This window comes from Caulobacter sp. GW821-FHT10E02, from assembly GCF_059415225.1.
In genome coordinates this window covers 226,751-253,423 of record NZ_JBWKMV010000004.1, presented here as the reverse complement: position 1 = coordinate 253,423, position 26,673 = coordinate 226,751, and the positions used below count along the sequence as shown (strand labels likewise).

The 26,673-nt window shown below is 69.7% G+C and carries 29 protein-coding genes and 1 tRNA gene; 16 read left to right on the top strand and 14 right to left on the bottom strand.

The window, feature by feature from the left end; genetic code table 11:
* Positions 1–8 precede the first annotated feature (8 nt).
* Genes AC07NI_RS20990 through AC07NI_RS20965 form a run of 6 tightly spaced genes read left to right on the top strand, consistent with a single transcriptional unit; the run spans position 9 to position 7,429 of the window.
* A complete protein-coding gene (locus AC07NI_RS20990; protein WP_494622708.1) occupies positions 9–761 on the top strand; it encodes an ABC transporter ATP-binding protein in 753 nt (250 codons plus the stop codon).
* Positions 758–1,672, top strand: coding sequence for a class I SAM-dependent methyltransferase (locus AC07NI_RS20985; protein ID WP_494622706.1), 915 nt, complete (start codon positions 758–760; stop codon positions 1,670–1,672). Before AC07NI_RS20990 ends, AC07NI_RS20985 begins: the two co-directional genes overlap by 4 nt.
* On the top strand, positions 1,669–4,140 hold the full coding sequence (locus AC07NI_RS20980; RefSeq protein ID WP_494622704.1) for a glycoside hydrolase family 99-like domain-containing protein: 2,472 nt from the start codon (positions 1,669–1,671) through the stop codon (positions 4,138–4,140). Before AC07NI_RS20985 ends, AC07NI_RS20980 begins: the two co-directional genes overlap by 4 nt.
* A complete protein-coding gene (locus tag AC07NI_RS20975; protein WP_494622702.1) occupies positions 4,137–5,159 on the top strand; it encodes a glycosyltransferase family 61 protein in 1,023 nt (340 codons plus the stop codon). The genes AC07NI_RS20980 and AC07NI_RS20975 overlap by 4 nt, the downstream gene beginning before the upstream one ends.
* Before the next feature lie 9 nt (positions 5,160–5,168).
* Positions 5,169–6,350, top strand: a complete 1,182-nt coding sequence (locus AC07NI_RS20970) for a glycosyltransferase family 61 protein (protein WP_494622700.1) — start codon at positions 5,169–5,171, stop codon at positions 6,348–6,350.
* Positions 6,347–7,429, top strand: a complete 1,083-nt coding sequence (locus AC07NI_RS20965) for an esterase-like activity of phytase family protein (RefSeq protein ID WP_494622698.1) — start codon at positions 6,347–6,349, stop codon at positions 7,427–7,429. The genes AC07NI_RS20970 and AC07NI_RS20965 overlap by 4 nt, the downstream gene beginning before the upstream one ends.
* Here the strand turns inward: AC07NI_RS20965 and AC07NI_RS20960 are convergent.
* Entirely contained in the window at positions 7,419–8,252 is an 834-nt protein-coding gene (locus AC07NI_RS20960) for an oxidoreductase (protein ID WP_494622696.1), read from the bottom strand. The genes AC07NI_RS20965 and AC07NI_RS20960 overlap by 11 nt on opposite strands.
* 120 nt (positions 8,253–8,372) lie before the next feature.
* On the opposite strand from AC07NI_RS20960, the gene AC07NI_RS20955 reads away from it, so the two are divergent.
* Positions 8,373–9,272 carry a LysR family transcriptional regulator gene (locus AC07NI_RS20955; RefSeq protein ID WP_494622694.1) on the top strand — a complete coding sequence of 300 codons (900 nt, stop codon included), beginning with the start codon at positions 8,373–8,375 and terminating at the stop codon, positions 9,270–9,272.
* Here the strand turns inward: AC07NI_RS20955 and AC07NI_RS20950 are convergent.
* The 7 genes from AC07NI_RS20950 to gspG all read right to left on the bottom strand — a co-directional run bounded on the left by AC07NI_RS20950 (position 9,269) and on the right by gspG (position 15,454).
* Positions 9,269–9,628: a response regulator gene (locus tag AC07NI_RS20950; protein ID WP_494622692.1), complete on the bottom strand. Its 360-nt coding sequence runs from the start codon at positions 9,626–9,628 to the stop codon at positions 9,269–9,271. The two genes, AC07NI_RS20955 and AC07NI_RS20950, sit on opposite strands and share 4 nt — an antisense overlap.
* On the bottom strand, positions 9,625–10,719 hold the full coding sequence (locus tag AC07NI_RS20945; protein WP_494622690.1) for a sensor histidine kinase: 1,095 nt from the start codon (positions 10,717–10,719) through the stop codon (positions 9,625–9,627). Before AC07NI_RS20945 ends, AC07NI_RS20950 begins: the two co-directional genes overlap by 4 nt.
* Positions 10,720–11,119: 400 nt before the next feature.
* A complete protein-coding gene (locus tag AC07NI_RS20940; protein ID WP_494622688.1) occupies positions 11,120–11,449 on the bottom strand; it encodes a hypothetical protein in 330 nt (109 codons plus the stop codon).
* 130 nt (positions 11,450–11,579) lie between these two features.
* Positions 11,580–12,308: a prepilin peptidase gene (locus AC07NI_RS20935; protein ID WP_494622686.1), complete on the bottom strand. Its 729-nt coding sequence runs from the start codon at positions 12,306–12,308 to the stop codon at positions 11,580–11,582.
* Positions 12,308–13,063 (bottom strand): hypothetical protein, encoded by a 756-nt coding sequence (locus AC07NI_RS20930; RefSeq protein WP_494622684.1) that lies wholly within the window; start codon positions 13,061–13,063, stop codon positions 12,308–12,310. The genes AC07NI_RS20935 and AC07NI_RS20930 overlap by 1 nt, the downstream gene beginning before the upstream one ends.
* On the bottom strand, positions 13,050–15,014 hold the full coding sequence (gene gspD, locus AC07NI_RS20925) for a type II secretion system secretin GspD (protein ID WP_494622682.1): 1,965 nt from the start codon (positions 15,012–15,014) through the stop codon (positions 13,050–13,052). The genes AC07NI_RS20930 and gspD overlap by 14 nt, the downstream gene beginning before the upstream one ends.
* A complete protein-coding gene (gspG, locus tag AC07NI_RS20920) occupies positions 15,011–15,454 on the bottom strand; it encodes a type II secretion system major pseudopilin GspG (RefSeq protein WP_494622680.1) in 444 nt (147 codons plus the stop codon). Before gspG ends, gspD begins: the two co-directional genes overlap by 4 nt.
* A 150-nt stretch (positions 15,455–15,604) precedes the next feature.
* Between gspG and AC07NI_RS20915 the strand changes: the two genes are divergently transcribed.
* The 7 genes from AC07NI_RS20915 to AC07NI_RS20885 are packed head-to-tail and all read left to right on the top strand — an operon-like array spanning position 15,605 to position 21,286.
* Positions 15,605–17,212, top strand: a complete 1,608-nt coding sequence (locus tag AC07NI_RS20915; protein WP_494622678.1) for a GspE/PulE family protein — start codon at positions 15,605–15,607, stop codon at positions 17,210–17,212.
* Positions 17,209–18,411, top strand: a complete 1,203-nt coding sequence (locus AC07NI_RS20910; protein ID WP_494622676.1) for a type II secretion system F family protein — start codon at positions 17,209–17,211, stop codon at positions 18,409–18,411. Before AC07NI_RS20915 ends, AC07NI_RS20910 begins: the two co-directional genes overlap by 4 nt.
* On the top strand, positions 18,408–18,788 hold the full coding sequence (locus AC07NI_RS20905; protein WP_494622674.1) for a hypothetical protein: 381 nt from the start codon (positions 18,408–18,410) through the stop codon (positions 18,786–18,788). The genes AC07NI_RS20910 and AC07NI_RS20905 overlap by 4 nt, the downstream gene beginning before the upstream one ends.
* The gene (locus tag AC07NI_RS20900; protein ID WP_494622672.1) at positions 18,785–19,327 is read left to right on the top strand and encodes a prepilin-type N-terminal cleavage/methylation domain-containing protein; all 543 of its coding nucleotides are present in this window, start codon (positions 18,785–18,787) and stop codon (positions 19,325–19,327) included. Before AC07NI_RS20905 ends, AC07NI_RS20900 begins: the two co-directional genes overlap by 4 nt.
* A complete protein-coding gene (locus AC07NI_RS20895; RefSeq protein WP_494622670.1) occupies positions 19,324–20,358 on the top strand; it encodes a hypothetical protein in 1,035 nt (344 codons plus the stop codon). The genes AC07NI_RS20900 and AC07NI_RS20895 overlap by 4 nt, the downstream gene beginning before the upstream one ends.
* Positions 20,355–20,870, top strand: a complete 516-nt coding sequence (locus AC07NI_RS20890) for a hypothetical protein (protein ID WP_494622668.1) — start codon at positions 20,355–20,357, stop codon at positions 20,868–20,870. Before AC07NI_RS20895 ends, AC07NI_RS20890 begins: the two co-directional genes overlap by 4 nt.
* Positions 20,867–21,286, top strand: coding sequence for a hypothetical protein (locus tag AC07NI_RS20885; protein ID WP_494622666.1), 420 nt, complete (start codon positions 20,867–20,869; stop codon positions 21,284–21,286). Before AC07NI_RS20890 ends, AC07NI_RS20885 begins: the two co-directional genes overlap by 4 nt.
* On the opposite strand, the gene AC07NI_RS20880 is transcribed toward AC07NI_RS20885, so the two are convergent.
* Complete coding sequence (locus AC07NI_RS20880; protein ID WP_494622664.1) at positions 21,283–21,780, bottom strand: GNAT family N-acetyltransferase; 498 nt, start codon at positions 21,778–21,780, stop codon at positions 21,283–21,285. The genes AC07NI_RS20885 and AC07NI_RS20880 overlap by 4 nt on opposite strands.
* A gap of 43 nt (positions 21,781–21,823) precedes the next feature.
* Here AC07NI_RS20880 and AC07NI_RS20875 point away from each other — a divergent pair, with 43 nt between their 5' ends.
* Complete coding sequence (locus tag AC07NI_RS20875) at positions 21,824–22,117, top strand: DUF6916 family protein (RefSeq protein WP_494622662.1); 294 nt, start codon at positions 21,824–21,826, stop codon at positions 22,115–22,117.
* 49 nt (positions 22,118–22,166) lie between these two features.
* On the opposite strand, the gene AC07NI_RS20870 is transcribed toward AC07NI_RS20875, so the two are convergent.
* The 4 genes from AC07NI_RS20870 to AC07NI_RS20855 all read right to left on the bottom strand — a co-directional run bounded on the left by AC07NI_RS20870 (position 22,167) and on the right by AC07NI_RS20855 (position 25,282).
* Positions 22,167–22,727, bottom strand: coding sequence for a phage tail protein (locus tag AC07NI_RS20870; protein ID WP_494622660.1), 561 nt, complete (start codon positions 22,725–22,727; stop codon positions 22,167–22,169).
* A gap of 30 nt (positions 22,728–22,757) precedes the next feature.
* Positions 22,758–23,309 (bottom strand): phage tail protein, encoded by a 552-nt coding sequence (locus AC07NI_RS20865; RefSeq protein ID WP_494622658.1) that lies wholly within the window; start codon positions 23,307–23,309, stop codon positions 22,758–22,760.
* 23 nt (positions 23,310–23,332) lie between these two features.
* Positions 23,333–23,797, bottom strand: a complete 465-nt coding sequence (locus tag AC07NI_RS20860) for a phage tail protein (RefSeq protein ID WP_494622656.1) — start codon at positions 23,795–23,797, stop codon at positions 23,333–23,335.
* Between the two features lie 216 nt (positions 23,798–24,013).
* The gene (locus AC07NI_RS20855; protein ID WP_494623330.1) at positions 24,014–25,282 is read right to left on the bottom strand and encodes a dicarboxylate/amino acid:cation symporter; all 1,269 of its coding nucleotides are present in this window, start codon (positions 25,280–25,282) and stop codon (positions 24,014–24,016) included.
* An 89-nt stretch (positions 25,283–25,371) separates the two neighbouring features.
* On the opposite strand from AC07NI_RS20855, the gene AC07NI_RS20850 reads away from it, so the two are divergent.
* Positions 25,372–25,448: transfer RNA gene (locus tag AC07NI_RS20850), tRNA-Arg, on the top strand.
* 340 nt (positions 25,449–25,788) lie between these two features.
* Here AC07NI_RS20850 and AC07NI_RS20845 read toward each other — a convergent pair.
* Positions 25,789–26,394 (bottom strand): hypothetical protein, encoded by a 606-nt coding sequence (locus tag AC07NI_RS20845; RefSeq protein WP_494622654.1) that lies wholly within the window; start codon positions 26,392–26,394, stop codon positions 25,789–25,791.
* Between the last annotated feature and the right edge of the window lie 279 nt (positions 26,395–26,673).

The window sequence follows — 26,673 nt, the reverse complement described above, 5'->3', positions numbered from 1 at the left end:
AGAGGGCGATGACGCACCAGATCAAGCTGACGAACGTCGATCTCGACTATTTCGTCTACAGCCTGCGCTCGCAGTCGCTGCGCAGCGCGGTGTTCAACCTCGCGGTCGGCGGCAAGATGTACAAGGCCGCCGGCGACGTCGCCGCGGTCAAGGCGCTGCACGACATCAACCTGGAAATCGTCGAGGGCGACCGCATCGCGCTCGTGGGCCACAACGGCTCGGGCAAGACCACCCTGCTGAAGGTGATCGCCGGCATCTACAGCCCGACGCGCGGGGATCTCGTCATCGACGGCGACATCACCTCGATGATCGCCATCAACGCCGGCCTGGACATGGAGGCCACCGGCCTTCGCAACATCCACAAGCTGGGCCTGATGCGCCGGTTGTCGCGCAAGGTGATCGACAGCCGCATCGACGCCATCGCCGAGTTCTCGGGACTGGGCGATTTCCTGCATCTGCCGGTCCGCACCTATTCGGCCGGCATGCAGGCGCGCCTGATGTTCGCCGTCGCCACCGAGTTCGAGGCCGACATCCTGGTGCTGGACGAGTGGCTCAGCGCCGGTGACGCCGCCTTCGTGCAGAAGGCCGCCGACCGCATGCAGCGCATGGTCGAGGACGCCAAGATCGTCGTCCTGGCCACCCACGACCACGACCTTGTCCGCCGGGTCTGCAACCGCGTCTGCGAGCTGCAGGCCGGCAAGATCGTCTTCCTGGGCTCGACCGAGGACTGGCTCGTCCACCGCGAGGCCAGCGCCGCATGACCGCTCGTCTCCTGGCTCACGAGGACCTTGCCGGCCTGGCGCCCGAGGTCTGGCTGGCGCGCCTGAAGCGCTCGGTCGTCGAGCGCACCCAGAGCGATCTGCTGTACCCGAACTTCCCCTCGGCCGAGATCCAGCGCCAGTTCGTCGGCTCGGCCTATGAGGACGCGCTGGACGAGGCCGGCAAGTTCTACGCCTTCGCGCAGGAGGCCATGGCCGACCGCGCCTACAAGGCCTCGACGGGCCAAGGCTATCTGGACTTCGGCTGCGGCTGGGGCCGGATCGGCCGGTTCTTCCTGCGCGACTTCGACGGCAAGGACATGGTCGGGGTCGATATCGATCCGGACATGGTCGCCTTCTGCGCCGGGGCCGACCTGCCAGGCCGGTTCGAGACCATCGCCAATGGCCAGCCGCTGCCGTTCGCCGACGGCCAGTTCCGGCTGGTCACGGCCTATTCGGTGTTCACCCACCTGCCGCCGCACCTGTTCCGCGCCTGGCTGGCCGAGCTGCTGCGCGTGCTGGCCCCCGGCGGCCAGCTGGTGTTCACGGTCGAGCCGCCGCGCTTCCTGGACATGGTCGAGGCCATCGCGCCCGACGCTGACAACGCCTGGATGGCGGCCCTGTCGATCTACAAGGATCAACTGCCGCAACTGCGCGCCGACCTGGCCAACGAAGGCATCGCCTATCTGGCCTCGGGCGGCGGCGACTATCGCGGACCGGACGTCTATGGCGAGGCGGTGGTGACGCCCCGGTTCGTGGCCAAGGAAGCCGCGCCGCACGGCGGCGAGGTGGTGCGCTATATCGACGACCCGGCCCAGTTCTGGCAGGCGGCGGTGGTGATCCGCAAACGCGACCCGAACGCCAAGCAGGGCCTCTTCGCGCGCCTGAGCGCCTGGATGACGGGCAAGGCATGAGCGGTCTGCCGCCTAAAGTGATCTTGGGCGGTCTGAAGCCCGGCCGCGACGTCACGGTCCAGGGCCTCGACGCCCAGGGCCGGACGATCCTGGCGGCGGCCGGCGGCGACCCGCAGATGGTCTGGACCCCGACCCGCGAGCAACGCGCGGGCCTGCGTGCCGCCAAGGCCGTGCGGATCGATCTGAAGCTGGAAGCGACCGACGGCCAGCTGGTCGGCCCGGCGCTCTATGCCGACTGGGGCGACGGCTTTTCCGAGGATTCCTACACGCGCCTGAAGGCTGGTCCCGACGGCTGGTTCGCCTCGCTGCCGGCGCGCAGCTTCCAGCTGACCGCCGTGCGCTTCGACCCGTCCGAGGGCGAGTGCCGGTTCACGGTGTCCGACTTCAAGGTCACGCGCATCGGCGACCTGGGCAAGGACCCGCGCGGCCTGCGCGGCGCGGCGATCCAGGCGGTCAAGCCGTTGCTGGGCCCGCTTCGCAAGCCGGCCGGCGCGCTCTGGCGGCGCGGCCGGGCGGCGTTGCAAGGCTCGCGCGCGCCGCGCGTCGGCGGCGGCGACGCCGGTCCGGTGCAGGCGACGTTCACCCACGCGCTGCAGGTCTCGAAGAACCTCCGCAGCCCGCACTACGCGGCCCCGATCGCCGCGCCGATCGCCCTGCCGGCCGACGCGCCGAAGGTGGTGGCTTTCTACCTGCCGCAGTTCCATCCGTTCCCGGAGAACGACCTCTGGTGGGGCAAGGGCTTCACCGAGTGGACCAACGTCTCCAAGGCGCAGCCGCAGTTCCTGGGCCACTACCAGCCGCGCTTCCCGGCCGATCTGGGCTTCTACGATCTGCGCCAGCGCGACGCAGTCGCCCAGCAGATTGAACTCGCAAAGGGCGCGGGCGTCTCGGCCTTCTGCTTCCACTACTACTGGTTCGCCGGGAAGCGCCTGCTGGAACGGCCGATCGAGCTGGTGCTCGCCGACCCGACCCTGGACTTCCCGTTCGCCCTCTGCTGGGCCAACGAGAACTGGACCCGGCGCTGGGACGGCGACGAGAGCGACGTCCTGATGGGCCAGGACCACTCGCCCGAGGACGACCGCGCCGTGTTCGAGGACATGGCCCGCTACATCCGCGATCCGCGCTACCTGAAGGTCGGCGGCAAGCCGGTGCTGGTGCTGTATCGCCCCGAGATCCTGCCGGACTCCAAGGCCACGACCGACCGATGGCGCGCCCAGGCGCGGGCCATGGGCATCGGCGAGCTTTGCCTGCTGTGCACCACGGCGTTCGGCTTCCAGGACTACGCGTCGCACGGCTTCGACGGGATCATCGACTTCCCGCCGCACGCCATCGTCGAGGGCGAGATCACCCGGCAAGTGACGCCGCTGCACGCGGGCTTCACCGGCAAGGTCTATGACTATCCGGTCGTGGTGCAGTCCAAGCTGGACGAGCTGTCGGCCGTGCCCGACGCCTTCGTGCCGGGCGTCATGCCGGGCTGGGACAACCAGGCGCGCAAGCCTTGGGCCGGCCACGCCTTCCACAACGCCGACCCGGAAAGCTACCTGACCTGGCTGTCGGGCGCGCTGGCCCACGCCGAGGCCAAGCACCCGAAGGGCGAGGCGATGGTCTTCGTCAACGCCTGGAACGAGTGGGGCGAGGGCGCCTATCTGGAGCCCGACCGCTGGTTCGGCCACGGCTATCTGCACGCCACCCGCACGGCGCTCAGCGCCTACACGCCGCGCCTGACCGACGCCCATCCGCTGGTGGCGGCGGCGCAAGCCGGGTTCGTGAAGCGGGCCGAGGCGGTGACGCTGCTGCACCTCTTCTATCCGGAACTGATCGACTGGTTCGCCGAGCGTCTGGCCGCCACGGCCGACGTCCTGGACCTGATGATCACCGTGCCGGAGACCTGGGACGAGGCCGATCTCGCCCGCGTCCGTAAGGCTTTCCCGGCCGCGCACCTGGCCATTGCGCACAACCGTGGCCGCGACATCCGGCCATTCGTCGAGACCCTGCGCCGCGCCAAGGCCCTGGGCTATTCGGTGTTCTGCAAGCTGCACTCCAAGCGCTCGCCGCACCGGGCCAAGGGCGACCAGTGGCGGGCCGAGCTGGTCGACGGTCTGCTGGGCGGCGAGGCGGCGGCCCTGGCCCTGCGCGCCTTCAGCCAAGACCCGCAGCTGGGCCTGCTGGCCTCGTCCGAAGCGCGGATGCGGATCGGCGATCCGGACGTGATGGACAACAACCGCGTGGCCGTCGAACGCCTGACCGCCCGCATGGGCCTGAAGCCCCGGCCCGAGACGCCGTTCGCGGCCGGCTCGATGTTCTGGGGGCGGACGGAAGCCTTCGCGCCGCTCTCCGACCTCACCGACGCCGAGATCGGCTTCGAGCCCGAGCTGGGCCGCGTCGACGGCACCACGGCCCACGCCATCGAGCGGCTGACCGCCGCCATCGTTGCCCGCGCGGGCTATCGCGCGAGCTTCGAGTCGTGAGCCCGATCAAGCGCCTGGTCCGCCGGGTCGGCCGCAAGCTGAAGGCCCTGGTCCCCGAGCCGCCGCTGCCGACGGGTCTGGTCTTGACGATCGTCGAGGAAGACCTGGACCAGCCGGTCCGCAGCGTCTGGTGCGCGCCCGCGTTTGGCGTCGTCTTCGATGCGAAGGGGCGCGTGTTCGCGCAAACCGCGCGCTCGGCGCAACGGCTGACGCCGACCCTGGATCGCCTGCCCGGCGCCCGGCGCGAGGACGGCGAGACGCGGCTGGCCCTGCCTGAGAACACCCCGATCCTGCCTGCTGGCGCGGTGTTCATGGGGTGGGGTGCGGCGCACAACTACGCCCAGTTCCTGCTCGGCGCCCTGCCGGCGCTGATGACGGTCGAGGCCGAGGTGCTGGAGCGCTTCCCGCCGATCGCTCCGCCGCTGTCGCCCTGGCACACCGATCTCCTGACCCTGGCGGGCGCCCGGTCGCCCACGGTGATCGACGCCCCGCTGGTCGGCCTGAACGAAGCGATGATCCTGCCGTCGCCGACCCTCGGTCCAGGCCTCGATGTCGTCCGGACCCGGGTCCTGGCCGCCGTGCCGCCGGCCCAGGCCCGCCGCATCTATGTCAGCCGCCAGGGCTCGCTGAAGGCGACTCAGGAGACCGAGGCCTGGCTGGAAGAGGGCCTGGCCGCGCGCGGCTTCACGATCGTCCGGCCCGAGACGTCCTCGGTCCGCGAACTGGTCGCCCTGTTCCGGGGCGCGGAGGTCGTGGTCGCCACCTCGGGCACGATCCTGGCCAATGTGCTGTTCTGCGCGCCGGGCGCGAAGGTGATCGAGATCCAGCCCGCCGAGCCGGCCGAGCCCTGGACGCGGGATCTCACCGCCCAGGTCGGCGCCGCCTGGCACGGCTTCGTCTCCGGGACCGGGGTCATCCTGCCCGAGGTGCCGCTGGAGCCGCGTCTGCGCCCGGCCTCGGCCTATGGCTGGCGGCTGGACGTGACCGCCTTCCTGGCCTTCCTCGACGGGCTGATCTAGGACTCCAGGGTGGCCTCTTCGATCGATCTTTCCGGCGGCGAGCAGGTTCCCCTGGCCCAGGCCCTGCACGGCCCCGACCGGGCGGCGCGCACGCTGCTGATGAAGGGCGGCCAGCCCATTCCACCCCGGCCGATGCTGTGGCCCTGCGCCGGCGACATGCTGAACGGCCTGCACGAACTGGGTGACCTGGTCTCGCCCGATATCGACCTGCTGGTCGTCAAGCGCGTCGTGGCCGGTGGCACCGGCGCGCACCTGAAGCTGGACGGCCAGCTGGTCTATGCCGAGGGCGCGTACCCCTACTACATCAAGCATTGGTACGATCACGACATCACGCGGCCGGCCTGGGACTTCGATGCGCCCGTCCGCATCAGCCTGGACCGGGCCTTCGTGATCACCCACTTCAACTTCGTCTGGGGTCACTGGCTGACCGAGATGTATCCGAAGCTGTTCGTGATCCGGGCCCTGAACGCCGCCGGCATCACCGCGCCGCTGGTGCTGCCGCGCACCGCGCCGGGCTATGTGACCAAGATCATCCGGATGATGCTGCCGGGACAGGAGATCGTCACCTACGACCATCGCGACGAGGCGGTCGAGATCGGCACGGCCCTGCTGCCGCACATGCTGCACCACAACTACGCCTTCCACGACTTCCTGCGCTGGAGCCTGGAGCGCGAGGCCCTGGCCTGGTCGCGCGGAACCGGCGAGGACATGATCTTCGTCAGCCGGGGCGGGGTGCGCACCGATCAGTCGTTCCGCGAACTGGCCAACGAAGCCGAGATCGAGGGCATCGCCCAGGACCTGGGCCTGACCCTGCTGCGCCCCGAGACCAAGAGCTGGGCCGAGCAGGCGCGGATCTTCTCGCGGGCGCGGGTGGTGGCCGGCGAGTTCGGCTCGGGCCTGCACAACGCCCTGCTGTCGCCGGAAGGCTGCCAGGTGGTGTCGATGAACTGGCTGGTCGAGGTGCAGTCGCGGATCGCCAACTTCCGCCGCCACGACGTTGGCTACATCCTGCCGGCCGACGGCGAGGCGCGGCTCTACACGATCGCGCCGCAGGAAAACCAGCCGTTCACGATCGACCCCGACGAGTTCCGTCGCAAATTGGGTGTAGCGGTGGAGCGGGCGGAGGCCCGCAAGGCCATGGCTGGCTGGGACGATGGCCCGCCGCCCGGCGAACCGGAGTTCCTGCTGTGAAGGCCCTGATCCTCGCCGCCCTGCTGGTCACCGGTCCCGTCTCGGCCGCCGAGCGGGTGTCGTTGATCAAGGCCTGCGAGACGCCGAAGGAGATCGAGTTCCAGGGCGGCGGCTACGGCGGCATTTCGGGGATCGACTACGACCCTCGCGCCAAGCTCTGGGCCTTCATCAGCGACGACAAGTCCGAGCACGGGCCGTCGCACTTCTTCCTGGGCAAGCTGGACGTCCGACCGGGCAAGGCCTGCGGGCCGGAGCTGACGGCGATGGTTCCGCTGCGCCGCGAGGATGGCCAGACCTTCCCCGACCGCAAGGCCGGGACCGAGGCGGCGGATGGCGAGGCGATCCGCTTCGATCCGCAAAGCGCCGACCTCGTCTGGTCGACCGAAGGCGATTTCGATCACGGCTATCCGCCGGCCATTAGGCGCGTGAAGGCCGACGGGATGCCCGTCGGGCGCTACGTCGTGCCCGACGCCCTGACCTTCCACGACGGTGGCAAGACCGGCGCGCGCAAGAACGCCACGACAGAGGGGATCAGCTGGTCCGCTGACGGACGATCCCTGTGGGTGTCGATGGAATGGCCGCTGGTCCAGGACGGGCCGATCCCGTCGGTGGCCGAGGGCGGGCTGACGCGGCTGAGCCGCCTGGACCGTTCCGGCAAGCTGGCTGCGCAGTACGCCTACCGCATCGACCCGGTGCAGGTCGCCTCGCCGGTGGGTGTCGGCGACAACGGGATCAGCGAGATCCTGACCCTGGACGACCATCGCCTGCTGGTGCTGGAGCGCTCGGGGGTCAAGGAGGCCGACGGCCACTACAGCTATCACATCCGGCTCTACCTGGCCGATGTCGCCAGGGCCCAGGACGTGTCGAAGGTCGACAGCCTGCTGGCGACGCCGCTTCGCCCGATGGAGAAGCGCCTGCTGCTGAACTTCGACAGCCTGGGCGTCCGGATCGACAACCTGGAAGCCATGGCCTGGGGGCCCCGCCAAGCAGACGGGGTCCGCACGCTCGTCCTGGCGTCGGACGACAACTACGACGCCAAGCAGATCAACCAGATCCTGGTGCTGCGGTTCACGCCGTAGGGAAGTCCGTCGACTCCGCCACCACGCGCCAGTCCTTCAGCACCGCCAGGTGGGCGGCCGCCACGGCTTCGGTCGCCGCGGCCGTGTCGCTGCCCAGGGGCAGGCGGACGGGCGGGTTCGGCGCATCGACGAACTCGATCAGCACCTGGGCCAGGCGCTTGGGGTCACCCGGCTGGTTGTGGCTGACCACGGCCGCGTGGGCCCGCACGGCGCCGGCGGTCTCGTTGTAGTCGGCGATGCTGGCCGGGCTGATGCTCAGCGAGGTCACGTCCAGGAAGTCGGTGCGGAAATAGCCCGGCTCGACGGCCGTGGCGAAGATACCCAGCGGGGCCAGCTCGGCGGCCAGGGCCTCGGTCAGGCCCTCGACGGCGAACTTGGTCGAGCAGTAGACGCCGAAGCCCGGACCCGAGCGCAGGCCGCCGACCGACGACAGGTTCAGGATCCGGCCCGAACGCTGGCGGCGCATGTGCGGCAGCACCGCGCGGGTCACGGCCAGCAGGCCGAAGACGTTGGTGCGGTACAGGGCCTCGATCTCGGCGCCGGTGGCTTCCTCGACCGCGCCCAGCAGGCCGTAGCCGGCGTTGTTGACCAGGACATCGATGCGGCCGAAGCGCTCGACGGCGGCCTTGGCGGCGGCGTGGGCTTGCGCTTCGTCGGTGACGTCCAGGGCCACGGCCAGGAGGTTGGGATGCTCGCCCAGGCGGTCGGTGACGGTCTTGGGGTTGCGAGCGGTGGCCACGACGGCGTCGCCCGCGGCCAGGGCCTTTTCCGCGATCAGGGCGCCGAAGCCGCGCGAGGCGCCGGTGATGAACCAAGTGCGCATGATGATCTCCTATTCCGTTGGCCGGGCGGGAGCGCCTCGGCGACGGACGAACATCTAGACCCGCGCCTTAGATGAGATAATCTTCTCAATTATCGCCGACATGGTGAGTTGAGTTCATCAATGCGTCCCGTCGCCCCCGTCGCCCCCGCCGACCTGGCCAGCTTCCTGGCCATCGCCCGCCACAAGAGCTTCCGCCGCGCGGCCGACGAGCTGGGCTGCACGCCCTCAGCGCTGAGCCACGCCCTGCGCGGCATCGAGGAGCGGCTGGACCTGCGCCTGGTCAACCGCACCACCCGCAGTGTCGCCCTGACCGAAGCCGGTGAGCGCCTGTACGAGCGGGTGTCGCCGGCCTTCCGCGACATCGACGACGCCCTCGATGACCTCAACAACTTCCGGGGTCGGCCGATGGGGACGCTGCGCATCAACGCCGCGCGCGGGGCGGTCGAGATGATCCTGCTGCCGGCCGTCACGCGCTTCATGGCCCAGCAGCCGGGCGTGACCGTCGAGATCATCGCCGACTCCGCTCTGGTCGACATGGTGGCCGAGGGCTGCGACGCGGGCATTCGCTTCGGCGAGACCATCGCCCAGGACATGGTCGCCGTGCCGATCGGCGGACGCCAGCGCACGGCCATCGTCGCCTCGCCGGCCTTCTGGGAAACGCATGCAAAGCCGACGCGGCCGGAGCAGCTGCGCGAGCTGCCCTGCATCCGCTTTCGCTTCGCCAGCGGCCGGTTCTATGCCTGGGAGTTCGAGCGTGGCGGGGTCGAGTTGAACATCGAGGTCGACGGTCCGCTGGCGATCAACGACCAGCAGCTGACCATCCAGGCGGCGCTGGACGGGCTGGGCGTGACCTTCGCCTTCGAGGACCAGGTCGCCGACCTGATCGCCCAGGGCCGGCTGGTGCGTGTGCTGGAGGACTGGTGCCCCTATTACGGGGGCTTCTATCTCTACTATCCCAGCCGACGCCGGGCGCCGGCCCCGCTGCGGGCCTTCATCGACTTCCTGAAGGACGGCGCCTAGTCGTCGGTGCGGAACTTGTCCACGGCCAGGCGCAGGGCGCCGGCGTTGATCGGCTTGGCCAGGACCTCGATGCTCTCGAAGCCCTTGCGTGGCAGGTCGCCATAGCCCGTGGCGAACACGAACGGCACGCCCTGCTCGCGCAGCTGTTCAGCGACCGGGAAGACCATCTCGCCGCCGATATTGACGTCCAGCACCGCGCCGTCGGGCGCGGGCTCGCCGCTGCCCAGGAAGGCCAGGGCGTCGCCCACCGCGCCGAACGAGCCGGCGATCTCGCAACCCAGGTCGTCGAGCATGTCCTCGACCATCATGGCCACCAGCGCCTCGTCCTCGACGATCATCACCTTGGCGGGCTTCATGCGGCGAGACTCATACGTTCGGAAAGCGGTGCGCGGAGGGTGTAGACGAAGCCCGCGGGCGCGAAGTCCAGGGTGGCGGCGCCGCCCAGGTCGCGGGCCAGGCCGCGCTTGATCAGCTGCGAGCCGAAGCCGCGGTGTTCGGGCTGGCTGTTGACCGGCGGGCCGCCGACCTCGCGCCAGGTCAGGGTCAGCATCGGCGGCGAGGCGGCCTCGTCCACCGTCCAGCGGATGACGACCTTGCCCTCGGGCGTGGACAGCGCGCCGTGCTTGGCCGCGTTCACCGCCAGTTCGTGCAGGGTCATGTGGACCGAGACCGAGGTCTCGGCGCTGAAGGTGATGGCCGGGCCGATGATGTCGAAGCGGTCGACCAGGTCGACGCTGAACGGGGCCAGGGCCTTGTCGAGGATCTCGTGCAGCTGGGCGCGGCCCCAGGCGCGACGGGTCAGCAGCTCGTGGGCCTGGGACAGGGCCAGGATGCGCTCCTCGAACACCTCGGCGAAGGCCTCGGGCGAAGGGGAGGCGCGCAGCGTCTGGCGCGAGATCGACTGGACGATGGCCAGGGTGTTCTTCACCCGGTGGTCCAGCTCCTGCAGCAGGAAGGTGCCGTGGTGGCGGGCGTCGACCAGGCTGTCGTGCAGGCGACCGCTTTCCAAGGCCGAGGCCGTGGCGCGGGCGATGACCTGCAGCTTCTTGACGACTTCGGGCGAGGGGGTCTGTTCCTCGGCCCAGTAGGCGCCGATCGCGGCGACCGGGTCCTCCATCCGCACCGGCGTCATCACCAGGCTTTTGACGAAGGTCGGGCGGTAGGCGTCGTGCGGGATGCGGTCATCCAGATAGATGTCGGGGATCACCACCGTCTGGCGGTTCAGCATCGCCCAGCCGGAGATGCAGGCGGTGAGCGGGAAGCGCTTGCCCTTCCACAGGGGGCCGATCGCATCCTCGTCGAAGTACCAGCACTGCTCGTTGTCGCGCAGGACGAAGGCCACGCCGTCGGCGCCCGAAACCCGGCGAGCCGCCTTGCGGACGACGTCGGCCACCTCGGCGATCGTGCGCGTCGCCGACAGCGCCTCGATCGTTTCGATCAGCGTCATCAGGCCCGCGTCGGGCGCCGCCACTTCGTCTCGGAGCGCTAAATCCAGCATGTCTCCAGCGTTGCACGTTGATTGTGGTTGAAACCCTAACACGCAGACGGCGCCGGACAAGCTGAGCCGCCGGTATACATTTCGAGGAACCGTGCATTGGCCCCTATTGGCGCGGACCATGCCATGCGTCGGATATCCGACAAAGGGTGCGCCAGCACGTTAAGAACGTTGATAGGTCAAGGCTCTAGCCGGAGCCCGCGCGTTCGGCGGCGCGGGAAATCGCCGAGAAATGGGCATTACACGGCGCGTTTTCCCGCCCATGTCGCGCGTCAAACGGTCGCGGATGACCACGACCGTGACGGATAGGGATGAGTGTCGGATACCGGGCGTTCAGCGGGCCCGGAGAGGCTCAGACGAGGCGCGCGTCCAGCAGCACGGCGCCGGTCGCCAGGCCCGTCGAGATGTCGGCGAAACGGCCGGTCCGCAGCACGCCCTCGACCCAGACCGGGCCGGCGGCGTGGAACGCAGAGGCATCCTTGGGCAGGACGCGGATGCTGTCGCCGCGCCAGTCTTCCGGACGCGTGGCCGTCACCGGCTGGGCGTTTCGGTCGGCGGTCAGGGTGAAGAAGTGGCGTTGGTCCTGGCCGGCCGGCTGGAGCCAGCCCTGGAGACGGACCTTGCGGCCGCTCATCTGCTGCAGGGCCGGGGCGGCGATCGCACAATTAGGCGTTGCGGACAAAGCTGCGCCAGAAAAGGCGGCGGCCCCGGCGGTACCGATAAATGCGCGACGATCCATGCCTTAGCCCCTTCTAAGATAACAATGATCTATCAGGCAAAGATTACTTACGCTAGGCGGGGCGAAGACAAGGCTAAGTTCCCCTCAAGGGAATCAGGGCTAATAGACCTGCTAGATTCAACCAGAAGCCGAAAGCGACAGGTCCTCGCCTTCGCTGAATCGTCATGATCAGAAGCGGCGCCAGAGCGGCAACCGCAAGGCTCAGCGGGGCTAGCCGCCATCCGGCCAGCAGGGCGACGATCGCCGCCAGCGCCACATCGCCGCCGCCCATGCCCGTACTCATTTCCGGGTCGTCGCGCCGGGGACCCATCCGGCGCAGCAGCAGCATGAAGGCCGCCACGGTCGCCGCGCCCAGCAGGTCGCCGGGCAGCTTCGGCCATCGTGTCCAGGCGCAGAGCCCCACCGCTAGCACCGCCGCCAGCCAGAGGGCCGGGATCGGCAGGCGGTAGCGCCGCAGGTCCACCAGAGCGAGATAGAGCAGGCAGTAGCCCAGGGCGGCGACCAAGGCCGCCTGCCAGGGCTGGGGCCAGGCCGCGGCGATCACGCCTACGCCCAGGCCCCCGGCTTCGCCCAGCGGGAAGGTGCGCGGGATCTTGCCATCGCAGCAGCCGCGCCGGCCGCGCTTGAGCAGGTAGGACAGCACCGGGACCTGGTCGCGGGCCCGCAGCGGTGTGCCGCAGCGGTCGCAGCGCGACCGGCCCCACAGTCGCGGCGCACGCGGCCAGGCGACGGCGAAGGTGGCGACATAGAGCCCGATGAACGGGCCGATCAGCACCCAGAACAGCCGGGCGGTAAGCTCCATCAGGACGTCGCCGGCTGGCAGGCCGGGCGCGCGTCGGCCAGGGTCAGGCGGCGCCAGTCGTGGTCGCCGAACACCCGCTGCGGGGCGCCGAAATAGCGCACGCGTCGCCACAGGACCTGGTTGCGCCCGAAGCCGTCGCGGGCGGCGACGCGGAGCTCGATTACCTGGTTCGGGACCAGCGGTTGGCGCGGGACGACCAGCGGCGCGGGCTTTTCGAGCTCCAGGCGCGTCGCCTCGCGGCCGATCGTGGCCAGCATCCGCAGGCAGTCCTCCTCGGCCGCGTCGGCCTGCATCCGGGAGACCAGTTCGCTCAGGCGCTGGACCGAGAACACCGGCGCATCCGGTGACGGCGGCGCGGGCGGGGGCATGACGGCGGCGAGGTCTTCGCCCAGCCGCGTAGCGGCCGGCTGGGCCTGGGCGGCGGCCAGCACGGCGGCGGTGTCGGCGTTGATGTCCAGCCTGTAGGCGGTGTCGAACTGGTCGACGGCGATGGTCTGGCCCTCCCAGTCGACGTCCTCGCGCCAGGTCGGCGCTTGAGGGACGCCGTCGCGGCGCAGGGTCAGCAGGGCCATCTCGGAGGCCGACTCCAGGGCGATGGTGGTGTCGACATTGTCCAGGGCCCGGCGCGCGGCGCGGTCCTGGGTCACGGCCAGGCCGACGATCCCGGCCGCCAGGCTCATCAGCGAGAACGTCAGGATGGTGGTCAGGGCCAGGGTGAAGCCCTTTGCCCCCTTCTGTCGCCTAGCGCCCGGCACGCCCGAACCCCAGCGCCTTGATCCGCGCCGCGATCTCGTCGGTGATGCGGTCGGCTTCCGAGCGGGTCTCGACCAGCTGGGGCTTGAGGAACACCACCAGCTCGGTCTGTCGGTCGTTGCGCGTGGTCTGGCCAAACAGCCCGCCGATGATCGGCGCGCGGCTCAGCACCGGCAGGCCCGTGGCCCCGCGCGTGCGACTGGACCGCAGCAGGCCGCCCAGCGCCACCACCTGGCCGTCATCGACCTGGATGTGGGTGTTGAACCGGCGCTGCTGGATGGTCGGAGAGTCGATGCCCGAGGTGATGGTGTCGGTGACGTCGCTGACTTCCTGGGCGATGTCGATGAAGATCCGCCCGCCTTCGCCGACCCGCGCCGTCACGGTCAGGACGACGCCGGTGTCGCGATAGGCGACGCTGTTGACGATGCGGGCGTTGCTGGTGTCGGTGGCCTGGCTGGACTGGGTGATGATCGGCACCTGGTCGCCGACCTGCAACGTCGCGGTCTCGTTGGCGGTGACCAGGATGCGCGGGGTCGAGATCAGCTCGACGTCGGTCACGGTCGACAAGGCGTTCAGCACCGCGCGGAAGTCGCCGTTCATATAGCGCAGCGCCAGGCCCGGGAAGCCGGGCGCGCCGGCGGCGCTGTCGCTGGCCGACAGCCCGCCCGTCAGCTTGCCGCTGTCGAGGAAGGCCTGGACGCCGTACTTCAGCTGGTTGTTCAGCGTGACCTCGGCGACCGTGGCTTCGATCATGATCTGCTGGGCCGGCACGTCCAGTTGGCGGACGATCTCCAGCACGCTCTGGTACTCGGCGTCGTCGGCGAACATCAGGATCGAGTTCGAGCGCTCGTCGGCGGTGATCGCGCCGTCGGCCCGGGGCCGGTTGGGGCCGACCACGGCGCCCGGCGTCGGGGCGCGGGCGAAGAGCTCGCTCAGGGTCTTGGCGAAGTCGGCCGAGGCCAGGTTGGTCAGGCGCACGACCCGCAGGCGGCGGTCCGACGGTTCGGCCGGCTGGTCCAGGCGCTGGACCCATTGCAGGGTCTGGTCCAGCAGTTCCGGCGACTTGGCGGTGATGATCAGGGCGTTCAGGCGATCGACGACGATCATCTCGACCTGGCTGCCGACGGGACCCGCCGCGCCGCCCATCACCTTCTGGACGTCGTCGGCCACGGCCTTCGCGGCCGCCCGGCGCATCGGATAGAACTGGACGCTGCGGCCGGCCAGCCAGTCGACGTCGAAGATCGCCGCCGCCCGCGCCAGGCTGCCGACCATGGACGGCGAGCCGGAGATGTAGACCTGCTGGCGCGCGGGATCGGCGCGCAGGCGGGCGCCGCCCTCGGCCAGGGGCTCCAGCAGCTTGGCCAGCTCGGCGGCCCCCAGGTGGCGGGCCTGATAGACGGCCAGGCCGCCGGTCAGATAGGCCACCGGCGAGCCGTCGCCCGGCGAGATCGACGAGAAGGTCGGCGCGGCGCTGGCCGGCACGACGGCGATACCACCACCCGCTCCGCCGGCCAGGGCCGCGCCGCTGGCGCGCAGGGCCTGGTCGAACTGGGTCAGGATCTCGGCCTCGGTCAGCTCGCCGATAAGCCGGATCGAGACCGCGCCCTGGACGCCGGGATCGACGCGGAACGAGCGGCCCAGGGCCTCGCCCAGCACCGCGTCGGCGGCGGCGGCAATCGGGGCGCCCTCCAGGGCGATATTGATCTTCAGGCGCGGCGCGACGATGGCGTTGGGCGGCAGCGGTCGGGTGGTCGGCGGCTGGGTCGCATCCATGCGCCAGCCCTCGCGCGGCGCCTCGGGCGCGGCCTCGGGGCGTGGATTGGCCGGATGCGGCGGGACGGAGGCGGGCAGGGCGACCTGGCCATGCGGCACGCGCGGCGCGGCGCAACCCGACAGCACGCTGGCCAACAGGCTCAACGCCAGGCCGGCGCGCGAAAGGGCCCTCGCGCTCATTGGACGGTGATGTCTCGATCGCCGCCGACGCCGCCCGGACGGCCGTCGGCGCCCAGGGTCTGGAGCGTGAAGGTCGAGCCGTCGACGGTGTAGAGGAACGGCCGCGACCACGGGTCGACGATCTGTTCGGGCTTGCGCAGATAGGGGCCGGTCCAGTTGTCGGCGCCGGGCGGGGCGGTGATCAGCGCCTTGAGGCCTTCCTCGGCCGTGGGCGGGTGGCCGATGTCGCCGGCATAGAGCTCGACGGCGGCGGCGACGGACTGCATCTGCAGCTTGGCGGCGCGCGACTGGGTCTTGCCCAGCTGGCCGATGGTCTGCGGCACGACGACAGCCGCGATTAAACCGATGATGGCGACAACCACCAACATTTCGGTGAGCGTGTACCCCGATAGAGCTTTTCGGCCTCGCGCGGTCTTACGCCGCTGATAACAATGCGCCAAGTTCTAGCCTTCCACCCCAAAATCGATCGATATATGCCCCAAACCGATCCTTCTGATCTATCAGATGCTTCCAAATCGGGGACGGAGTCCATCGAGCTTCGACCGACACTTGCGGCGCAGGCCGCTATTGCGGCCGGACAACTGGCCGACATGCTGGACCTGCCGGCCTCGCGCCGCGAGCGTCTGGTGCAGAGCGTGGGCCTGACCGGGCAGCCCGCCGCCGTGGTCGCCAACCAGCTGGGCCTGGCGCCTGAGACCGCCATCGCCGACGCCTCGGCCGGCCTGCACGCCACTCCGGTCTGGGCCGAGCCGCTGCCCTCCCGCCAGGACCTGGCCGGCGGCCACGGCCTGAACCCGCGCTTCCTGCTGGCCCACCACGCCGCCGTGCTGCGCGCCGATCCGGAGGGGCTGGTGGTCGGTTTGGTCGACGCCGGGGTCGAGGCCGCGCGGCGCGGCATCCGCTACGCCGCCGACCGTCCGGTGACCTTCGCCACCCTTCCGTTCTCGGCCTGGCGCAATCTCAGCGCCCGCGCCCTGCACGACGGGCCGGAGGTCGAGACCGAAACCGCCGCCAATCCCGATCCGGCCGCGCGCGACGCGCCGGTGGTGACCTATCTGGACAGTCTGCTGGAGCGCGCCGTCGCCGAGCGGGCCTCGGACATCCACCTGGAGCAGAAGATCGATCGCTGCATCGTCCGCTTCCGGATCGATGGCGACCTGCGCGACGCCGACATCCTACCGGCCGCCTTCGGTCTGGGCGTGGTGGCGCGGGTCAAGGTGCTGGCCGATCTCGACGTCGCCACCGTGCGCTCGCCCCAGGACGGTCGGGCCATGGCCCCGGTGCGCGGCGAGACCATCGACATGCGGATCTCGACCACCCCGACCGTGCATGGCGAGTCGGTGGTCATCCGCCTGCTGGCCCGGCAAGGCGTCGACTTCACCCTGGACAGCCTGGGCTTCGATCCTGACTTCGTCGCCGCCCTGGGCCGCCAGCTGCGCAAGCCGCACGGCCTGATCCTGGTCACCGGCCCGACCGGCAGCGGCAAGACCACGACGCTCTACGCCGCCTTGCGCCGGCTGGGCACGCGCCAGCGCAAGGTGCTGACCGTCGAGGACCCGATCGAATACGTGTTCGACGGCATCAACCAGACCCAGGTCAACGAGGCGGCCGGGGTGTCGTTCGCCTCGGCCCTGCGCGCCTTCCTGCGCCACGATCCGGACGTCATCCTGGTGGGCGAGATCCGCGACTCCGAGACCGCGCGGCTGGCCGTGCAGGCGGCCCTGACCGGCCACCTGGTGCTGGCCACCCTGCACACCAACGACGCCGCCACCGCCCCGGCTCGCCTGATGGACATGGGCGTGGAGGGTTATCTGCTGTCCAGCGTGCTGGTCGGGGTGTCGGCCCAGCGGTTGATCCCGCGCCTGTGTCCGGCCTGCTCGACCGTTCGTCCGACCACGGAGGAGGAGCGAGCCCTGTTCTCCCGTCATGGCGCCGCCGCGCCGGAGGCGGGCCTGCGCGAGCCGCGCGGCTGCCGCGAGTGCGACGAGACCGGTCGGATCGGCCGCGCGCCGATCGGCGAGACCTTCGACAATGACACCACGATCGAGCGGCTGATCGCCACCGGCGCGCCGACCGCCGACATCCGCGCTCATCTGGCCGCCAGCCCCGGCTTCGCGGTCATGGCCCGGCGGGTGCTGGACCGGGTCGGACGGGGCGAGCTTTGCCTCGACGACGCCTACCGTACGGTGGGCCTGTGACGACCTTCGCCTACCGGGGCCTCGACGGTCAGGGACGGCCCGTGCGCGGCCGCAGGGCGGCGCGCGACGAGACCCACCTGCGCGACCTGTTGCTGGGCGAGCAGATCACGCCCCTGGCCATCACGCGGGGCGGCGATTGGGGCGAGGGCGGTTCGGGCGGGCTGAAGCTGGACGACGCTTCGGCGGCGGGTCTGGCCACCGACCTGGCGCGCTTCATGCGCAGCGGCCTCTCCCTGGGCCAGGCCCTGCAGCTGATCGAAACCGGCGGCGACCAGCCCCGTCAGGCGCGGCTGGCGAGGCGGCTGCACGAGGACCTGCTGCGCGGCCTGTCGCTGTCGGCGGCGCTGGAAGCCGCGCCGGGGCGCACCGGACGGTTCCTCCAGGCCCTGGCGCGGGCGGGTGAAACGACCGGCCGGTTGCACGAGATCCTGGCCGGCGGGGCGGTGGCGCTGCGGGCCCAGGCCGGGCTGAAGCGGCGGCTGCTGACCCTGGTGCTCTATCCGCTGTTCGTGCTGTTCATGGCCATGGCGGCGATGATGATCTTCGCCGTCGTCGTGCTGCCGGCCCTGGAACCAGCCTTCAACAGCGTGGGCGACCTGCCGGCCTCGACCCGCGCGGTGTTGACGGGCGGAGCGGTCCTGCGGGCCAGCGCGCCCTATGTCGGTCTTCTCCTGGCCGTGGTCGCTCTGGCCATCGCCGGCCTGGCCCCGGTGCGGCGCGCGGTGCTGGAGGTGGGCGAGCGCCTGCTGCTCAGCCGCCTGGGCGGCGGCATCCTGGCCGACGCCCTGTTCGCCAGCTTGGCCCAACGGCTGTCGATCGCCCTGCTGGCAGGGGTGCCGACCATCTCGGCCTATCGGGTGTCGGTGATGGCCATCGGCGTCAACGCCGTGCGTCGGCCGCTGGAGGCGCAGGACCCGCGCCTGGCCGAGGGCGCGCGGCTGTCGGACGCCCTGGCCGCCTCGCCGCACGCGCCGGCCCTGCTGCTGAACCTGACCCGCGTCGGCGAGCAGGCCCAGGACCTGCCGCGCGTGCTGGGCGAGGCCGCCACGACCCTGTCCGAGCGCGCCCACGAGCGCACCGAACGGCTGCTGTCGCTGCTGACCCCGGCCATCGTGCTGCTGATCGGCCTGCTGGTCGGCGGGGTGGTGCTGGTGATCTTCCAGGGCCTGCTGTCGATCAGCGCCGGGGTCGAGCCGTGAAAGGGCGAGGCGCGCGAGGCTTCATCCTTGCCGAGGCCATCGTCTCGACGGCGATCGCCGGCCTGGCCGCCACCTTGGCCATCGTCGTGCTGATCACCGTCTCGGGCCAGCTGGAGAAGGCGTCCGCCGAGCGCGGCGCGGCGCGCCTGACGCAGGCGGTCTACGAGGAGGCGCGGCTGGCCTCGGCGGCGCAGCTGAACGGTGTCGCGACGGGCCAGGTCGGCAAGTATTCCTGGCTGCGCAAGGGCGCGGGGCCGGTGGAGCGCGACCTGCCCGACAGCCCGATCGACGTCCGCATCGACGTGCGCTGGACCGTGCGCGGCAAGCCCTACAAGCACAGCGTGCGCGCGGTGATCGCGCCGGCGAGCGCCCGATGAAGCGGCGGGGCGCCAGGGGCTTCGCGCTCTCGGAGACCCTCGTGGCCCTGGCCATCGGGGCGCTGATCCTGAGCCTGCTGCTGGCCTTGCACGTCAACTATGTCGGCTTCACCGGGGGGCTGACGGCCGGCATCCTCGACGCCCGCAACGCCGGGCGGCTGAACACGCAGCTGAACGCCGATCCTTGCGCAGAGCCCGGCGCGACGTTCGTCGAGGACGACAACGGCGTGGCGGTGGCGACGGGCGACAGCACTCGCCGCGTCCTGACCCTGGAGCGGGACCAGTCGCGCCAGGGCCACGTCCGGCTGGTCTCGGCCGCTCTGGGTTCCCTTGATCTGCGGGACTCGGTAAGCCTGAGGCTGGTCGGAGCGACGGACGCCGACGGCCAGGCTCGCCCGGGGCGCTCGGCGGTGATCGTCGAGACCCCCCGCGAGATCGTCGCAACGGGGGCGATGCGCTGTGACCTGCCGGAAATCTGCGCCAGCGCGGCCGGCGGTTCGTGCCGCGCCGCCAAGGCCCCGGTAGCGGCGTCGCCATGAAGTCCCGCGCCCGCTTCAAGGCCTTCGCGCCGCCGATCCTGGACCTGACGCCGCCGGCGTCTGCGCGACCTGTCGCGCCGGCGTCGGCGGACCTGTTCGTGCAGGCGGTCGATCTGCCCGTCGCGGCCCTGAAGGACGCTCGCGCCGCCGTCGCCCTGCAACTCGACCGCCTGTCGCCGCTGCCGCCCGGTGAAGGCGTCGCGGCCGTGGCCCTGATCGGCCCGGCCGAGGCCAATCTGACCGGCTACGCCGTGGCCGTCGCGCCGCTGGCGATCTTCACGCCCACGCCGGGCGGGCGGCCGCTGAAGCGGGTCTGGCTGGATGGGACGCTGGAGGGCGAAACCTATCGTTTCCGCTTCGACCATCCCGAGACCGCCGGCGAGCGTGTCGAGGGTGTCCGGGGCCATCTGCAGGTGGTCGCGATCAGCGCCCTGTGCCTGATCCTGATCCTGGGCGGGGCCAGCATCGGCCTGGACCAGCGTCTGGCCGACGATCAGGATCGACTGGAGCGGACCCACGCCGGCGTCGCCGCCGCGCGCCGGCAAGCCCAGGCGCAATCGGCGGCGGCGCGGCGCTGGGCGCAGCTGGGCGAGACCAACCAGGCCGGCCGGGTCGGCTGCGTCTTCGACCGCCTGGCCGCGGGCGGGACCTATCTGTCCGGACTATCGATCACGCCCGGCCTGATCACCGCGGACTACAGCACCGCGCCGACGCCGGAGCGCCTCACGGCCCTGGCGGCTCTGGGACTGGCGCCAAGCGCGCCGACGCCCGGACCGGTCGCGGCGCTTCCCGTCACGCCGCCGCCGGCCGCGCCGGCCTATGGCGTGCCCGGAGCGTTCCAGCCCGCGCCCGGCTATCCGAGGCGCGGTCCGCCGCCGCCGCGCAGCGCGCCGGGGCAGGGCGGGTTCTATCCGGGTGTCGTGTACGGACCGACCTCCGGCGCGGGCGGTGGGTTCGTCGATCCCACTAGTCCTCCGCCGCCGATCGCCGAGACCGCCACCCTGACCCTGGCGCGGTGGGCCTGCCCATGAGCGAGCGCCTGACGACCCCGGCCCTGGCCGCCCTGACCCTGGTCGCCGTCCTGGCCCTGGCCGGCCTGACCGCGCGGGTCGGGCTGCAACTGCGCGAGAAGACCGATCTGGCCACGGAGCAAGCCGCCCAGGCCGACCAGCGGGCTCGCTACCAGCACGTCGCCGCCCGGTCGCTGGGCGGGCGCGCCGTGGTCCTGGACAAGGTCACGGCGGGTCCCGCGCTGGAGCGGACGATCGAGGCCGATCTGCGCGCCGCCGGCCTGCCCGACATGACCGCCACGGCCCTGGAGTTCACCGCCCTGAAGTCCGGCCTGTCCCTGGCGCGGATCAAGGTCTCGGGCCTGGCGACCGCCGACGGCGTCGCGCGCTGGAGCCGCGCCGTGGCGGCCAAGGACGACACCCTGGTCCTGGACGGCCTGACCATGAAGACGCCCCCGACGATCGGCCCGCGCGCCGAGACCGTCGCGGAGCTGACCGTGCTGGTCCGCTTGCGCTCGGAGCGCAGACCATGACCCAGAAGAACTTCGCCCTGGGCGCGCTGCTGGTTTCGGCCGTGATCGGGGCTGCTCTGGCCTATGGCTTGGCGCGGCCGGACGAAGTGTCGTCGGCCTCCAGCGGCGGCCTGTCTGTGGGGACCCAGGCGCGGCCTGGCGCGACCGAGATTTCAACCTCGTCCACCGCCCGCCGCTTGGCCTTCGCCCCGCCCGGCGCGCTGGAAGCCCAGGCGCTGGTCGAGGCCACGCCGCCGACCCTCGTGGGCCTGGTGCGCGGCCAGCGGACGGTGGCGATCCTTACCCTGCAAGGCCAGTCGGCGCGGCTGACGGTCGGCGAGAGCCTGCACGGCTGGAGGGTGTTGGCGATCAGCGACCACGGCGTGGTCGTGCGCCGGTCGGGCAAGCCGGTGCGGCTGGAGCTCTACGGCCGCTAGGCGGGCGTCCAGCGCATGTCCTGATAGACCTCGTCGGCCGCGGTCATCTCGAAACCGAGGCGCGCATAGAGGTTGGCCGCCGGGTTGTCGCGGGCGACCTGCAGGGTCATCGCCAGCCCCGCCGCGCGAGCCTCGTCCTGCAACTGACCGATCAGGACCGAGCCCAGGCCCTGGCCGCGCCAGTCCGGCGCCAGGGCGATGTCGACCAGGTGCAGGTGCGTGTCGCCAAGGTCGCTGACCAGGCGGCCGATCGCCGTCCCATCCGCCTCGACGATCTCGCGCCGGGCGTCGGGATACTGGGCCTGGTGGCCGGTGCTCTGGGCGTGGAACTGCTGGCGCATCATCGTTTCCAGCATGGGCTCGGGCAGGCCCAACACCGCGAACGCGGGCGCGCGGACGGAGGAGAACAGCGCCTGCAGGAAAGGTTGATCCGAAGCGTTTTCCGCACGGCGAACGAGCATGGCGTCTTGGCCTTCGCGGTCTTTGGAGGTCATAGTCGGAGCCTCAAGAGCAAAGCCCGTAAAGAGCGCCCATTCGATGTCTGACGTTATCGCCGCCCTCACCGCCGACCAGTTCTCGCCTCATGTCGGCGCGCTGTTTCAGATGGGCGACACCGAGCTGTCCCTGACCCTGGTGGACGTCGAGACGCGTGAAGCGCCTCCGGGCGAACGCGCGCCGTTCACCCTGCTGTTCCGGGGGCCCAAGGCCCCCTGGGCGCCGGAGAACCTCTGGTCGGTGAAGGGGCCGGACGGCGTGGTGCACGACATCTATATCGCGCCGATCCACACCCCCAGTCCCGACTGCCAGGACTATCAGGCCGTCTTCAATTGAGATCGTCCGCGCTCTTCTCCTTGGAAGAAGAGCGCGGGTCCGGGCGCGGTTAGTTGCGCGACGGGTAGATGCCGGCGAGCGAGATGCAGACCGTCAGCGCCAGGTAGGGCTGCCGGTTTTCGTGCGGTTGCGTGCCCCCTTGGGCCACCAGGGTCTGGGGCGCCATGGGCGCCAGGGACGAACTGGTCGCCTTGTAGGGAAGGAAGGTCGGCGCCGCGCCCGAGGTCGCCGTGCCCACGGCGTTGCCGAGGATCATGGCGTTCGTCGGGGTCGAGACGTTGGCCGTGGCGGCCGCCGTCGTGCTGGCGTTCATGAAGTGGATATGCTGCGGCATCTCGGTGCTGATCAGCGTATGGGAATACTGGCCCAACACTTCGCCCATGACCACGCTCTGACCCGAGATGCCGCTCCCTTGGTGGAGGGGCGTGCGGGTGCGCAGGTCCGGAAGGGCGAAGTTGGTGGTGCCGTTACCGCCGTACGTCGTGCCCAGCAGCGAGAACAGGGCCTGGTTCTGCTGGATGGACAGTAGCTGTCCGTTACAGAACGCCCAGTTCTTGGGCGGGAAGTTGAAGCTCATGATGCGAAGTTCGCCCATGTATTGCATGGCCATGGCGAGGCGCTCCGAAAGATTGAAGGGCGCTTAGTTGCGCGCCGGGAAGGCGCCTTGCAGCGCGATGCAATAGCTCACCGTCAGCGAAGGCATGACATTGTTGTGGGCGATGCTGCCGCCGGCGATGCTCACCGTTTGCGGCGACATCTGCACGTTGGCCACGCCGGCGGTGTACATCAGGCCTTGGCTGTTCTTCTGGAAGTTGCCGGTATAGGCCTTGGCCAGCTGGTTGCTGGCCGGCGACAGCGCCGTGCCCGTGCCGCTGACGACGGAGAGGGCGTGCGAGTGGGTGGGGATTTCGGTCTGCAGCAGGGTCACGCCCGCCGAACCGCCGGTCTGGCCCAGGTCATAGATGCTGAGCCCGGGGCCGGGCTGGTTGCGGCCGACGTGGAGCGACGCCGAGCCTTGCAGGTTCGGCAGGGCGAAGTTCGAGGTGCCGTTGCCGCCATAGGTCGTGCCCAGCAGCGAGAAGAGGGCGGTGTTCTGCGAGATCGGCAGGATCTGGCCGTTGCAGAGCGCCCAGCCGGCCGGCGCGAACGGGAAGGCGAAGATGCGGATTTCCGCGAGAAACTGATCGGACATGAAGGGGTTCCTCGAGCTGGCGGTCAGTTCTGCGACGGGAAGATGCCGTACAGCGCGATGATGAAATTCACCGCCAGATAGGGCTGCATGTTCTCGTGCGGCTGGTTGCCGCCGACCTGCGTCGTGCTGTTGGCGGAGGCGACGGTCTGGGCGCCGCCGGCGGTCGCGTATTCGGGGATGGTGCTTCCGGTCTGCCCCGCCGCGAGCACCGTGCCGGTGGTGGGTGTGCCGGTGTCGCCCGGGAGCGTGGTGGCCAGCACGGTGTGGGTGTGCTGCGGGATCTGATTGAGCGTCAGGGTGACGGTTTCCACGCCGGCCTTTTCGCCGAGGGTGTAGGTCGTCCCCGCGGACGTACCCCAGTGGGTCACGACGCGCCCGCGCAGGTCAGGGATGCCGAACGTGTTGACGCCGTCCCCGCCGTAGGTCGTGCCGACCAGCTGGTACAAGGTCTCGTTCTCGGCGATCGCTACGAGCTGGCCATCGCACATCGCCCATCCTGCTGGCGCAAAGTTCCCGCCAAACATGCGAATTTCACCGACATACGGCTGGGTCAAGACGTTCCTCCCCCACTTTCTAGTGAACTATTCTGTGGTCGGTTCTTGCCGTCACGATACGATCTGCGCGGCCTAAGTACAGAGAAATTGACGCGTTCGATGAACATTGTTTCTTGAGATCGCCGACACTGACACAGCCCCCAGGATGTGTCAGGTTGTCGCAGTCTCAGAGCCGACCGTGTCACCCCTCAGCACACGCGTCAATCGTTCTCGATCAAGTGCTCCCTCCCAGCGTGCAACGACCAGGGTGGCCACGCCGTTGCCGACCAGATTGGTCAGGGCGCGGCATTCGCTCATGAAGCGATCGACCCCGACCAGCACGGCCAGGGCCGCGATCGGGATGTCGGGCACGACCGCCAGGGTCGCGGCCAGGGTGATGAAACCCGCGCCCGTCACGCCCGAAGCGCCCTTCGAGGTCAGCATGGCCACGCCCAGCAAGGCCAGCTCCTGACCCAGCGTGATATGGGTGTTGGTCGCCTGGGCCAGGAACAGGGTGGCCAGGGTCATGTAGATGTTGGTGCCGTCGAGATTGAAGCTGTAGCCGGTCGGGATCACCAGCCCGACCACCGAGCGGCGGGCCCCGGCGTTCTCCAGCTTCATCATCATCTGCGGCAGCACGCTCTCCGACGAGCTGGTGCCCAGCACGATCAGCAGCTCCTCGCGGATGTAGGCCAGGAACCGCAGGATCGAGAAGCCGCACGCCCAGGCGATGGTCCCCAGCACCACCAGCACGAACAGCAGCGAGGTCAGGTAGAAGGTCGCCACCAGCGCGCCCAGCTGCATCAGCGCCCCGATGCCGTACTTGCCGATCGTGAAGCCCATGGCCCCGAACGCGCCGATCGGCGCCAGGCGCACCACCACCTGGATGATGCCGAAGAACAGCTTGGAGGCGTCCTCCAGCACGTTGGCGACCTTGTCGCCGAAGTCGCCCAGCCGCGTGCAGGCAAAACCGGTCAGGATGGCGATCAGCAGCACCTGCAGCAGGTTGCCCTCGGAGAAGGCCCCGAAGAAGGTGTCGGGGATCAGGTGCAGCAGGTAGGCGACCAGGCCCTCGCCGTGCTTGGCCTTCTCCAGGTAGCCGGCGGCGATGGTCGGATCCAGGGTCTTGGGATCGATGTTGAAGCCGGCGCCGGGTTTCAAAGTGCGCCCGACCAGCAGGCCCAGGATCAGGGCGAAGGTCGAGACGACCTCGAAATAGAGCAGGGCCTTCACGCCAACCCGGCCGAACGCCTTGATGTCGCCCATCCGGGCGATGCCGCCGGCCACGGTGCAGAAGATTACCGGCGCGATGACCAGCTTGATCAGCTTGATGAAGCCGTCGCCCAGCGGTTTGACCGCCACCCCGATCTTCGGCCACAGCGCGCCCACCAGTATGCCCAGCGCGATGGCGATCAGGACCTGGACATAGATCGATTTCAGATGCCGCACCGCGTTCGCCCCCCGGAGCCTTTTCGACGGGGTTCGCACGCCCGCGATCTTGCGCTATTGACCCTGCGCCTCATGCGCGAGGCCCAGTAGCTCAGCAGGATAGAGCAGCGCTTTCCTAAAGCGAAGGTCGGGGGTTCGAGTCCCTCCTGGGCCGCCAGAGGCTTTGTCGTTGCAACTTAACGCCGCCCCAATTGCAACTTAACACTGACGATGGTGCGACGCAGTCGCAATAAGGTGCTGAGCCGGCTTCCGTTCGGCGCTGCAGCAGAGCCCCGCCTTGATGACGCCGTGCCCTTGCAGGCTCGGCCCGCAGCGTTGATGAGGTCGATCACGCGTCCGGCGTTCTCCACCAAACTTTTCGCGCCCCACTCACCGATCGATTCATCCGTCCAGGCGTGAAAGTCTCGAACGGCCTGGGTCATGCCCCTATGCAGGGCGTTGATGACGTCGCGCCGGTCCCTCTTGGCGTGCCAGGAGAGAAGCAGGCCCGGCTTTGATCAGCTTGGTAGCTTCTGATCGTCGGCACGGGTGCGGTTCCACAGATCAACGAGGCGGTTGCGATATTTGGCAATCACCTTGCATGCGCTAGCCTCGCCCCGATACCCGTGCGGCGTCAGAACCTGTGGGGGGTCATCGAGGCTCACCGAAATATCGCCCCCCGGAAGTACGACCACTACGTGGGGGCGACCGCGATGCTTGCTCTCATCGGAATAGATCAGGACGCGATATTCCTTGACCCACTTCACGTGGCGCTCGTCGAGACGTTGGAAAGCACCTTCAGGCTCTCGGGCCAGCGCCGCCTCCAAATCTCCAGCGATGTCGGCCACGAGATCGTCGGGCATGTCGATCAAATCCTCAGGCTCAACGATGCCGAACCGGTCTTTGGCTGACCGAAGGATGGCCGAAATCTGATCAGTTGTGGCCCCAGCCCTAGCTAGAGCTTCTGGAGCCCCAACGTATCCCACGTACCAGAGCGTGGCGCCGATCTCGCTCTCAAACCCTTCTGGCGCAGCCGGAGGCGCCGCGATGTGGCCATCCTGAAATGCCCTGAAACGCTTGGCGCTATACTCGTTCAGCAACGCTTCCACTTCGTCATCTGTCATTCCGCCCTCCTTGCGCCTCGGATCATGGTGCGATCGGAGAGCGTTGTCTGGCGCGCTCGATCGCTTTGACCGGCCGTCGAGCGACATCGAATACATCGGCGAACCAGACTTGATCCGCGTCAATCGATCGGATCGTCGCCTCAAGCGGGCCCAACGAAACTGAAGAAGCGTCTAAGCGCCAGAAGGGATGAACCAAGGCTGAGCGGCAATCTCGCGGAGCGTTTCAAGGAGCAATTGCCTACGAGTGTCTTGGTGGTGGCACCGTTCAATATCGAGCGC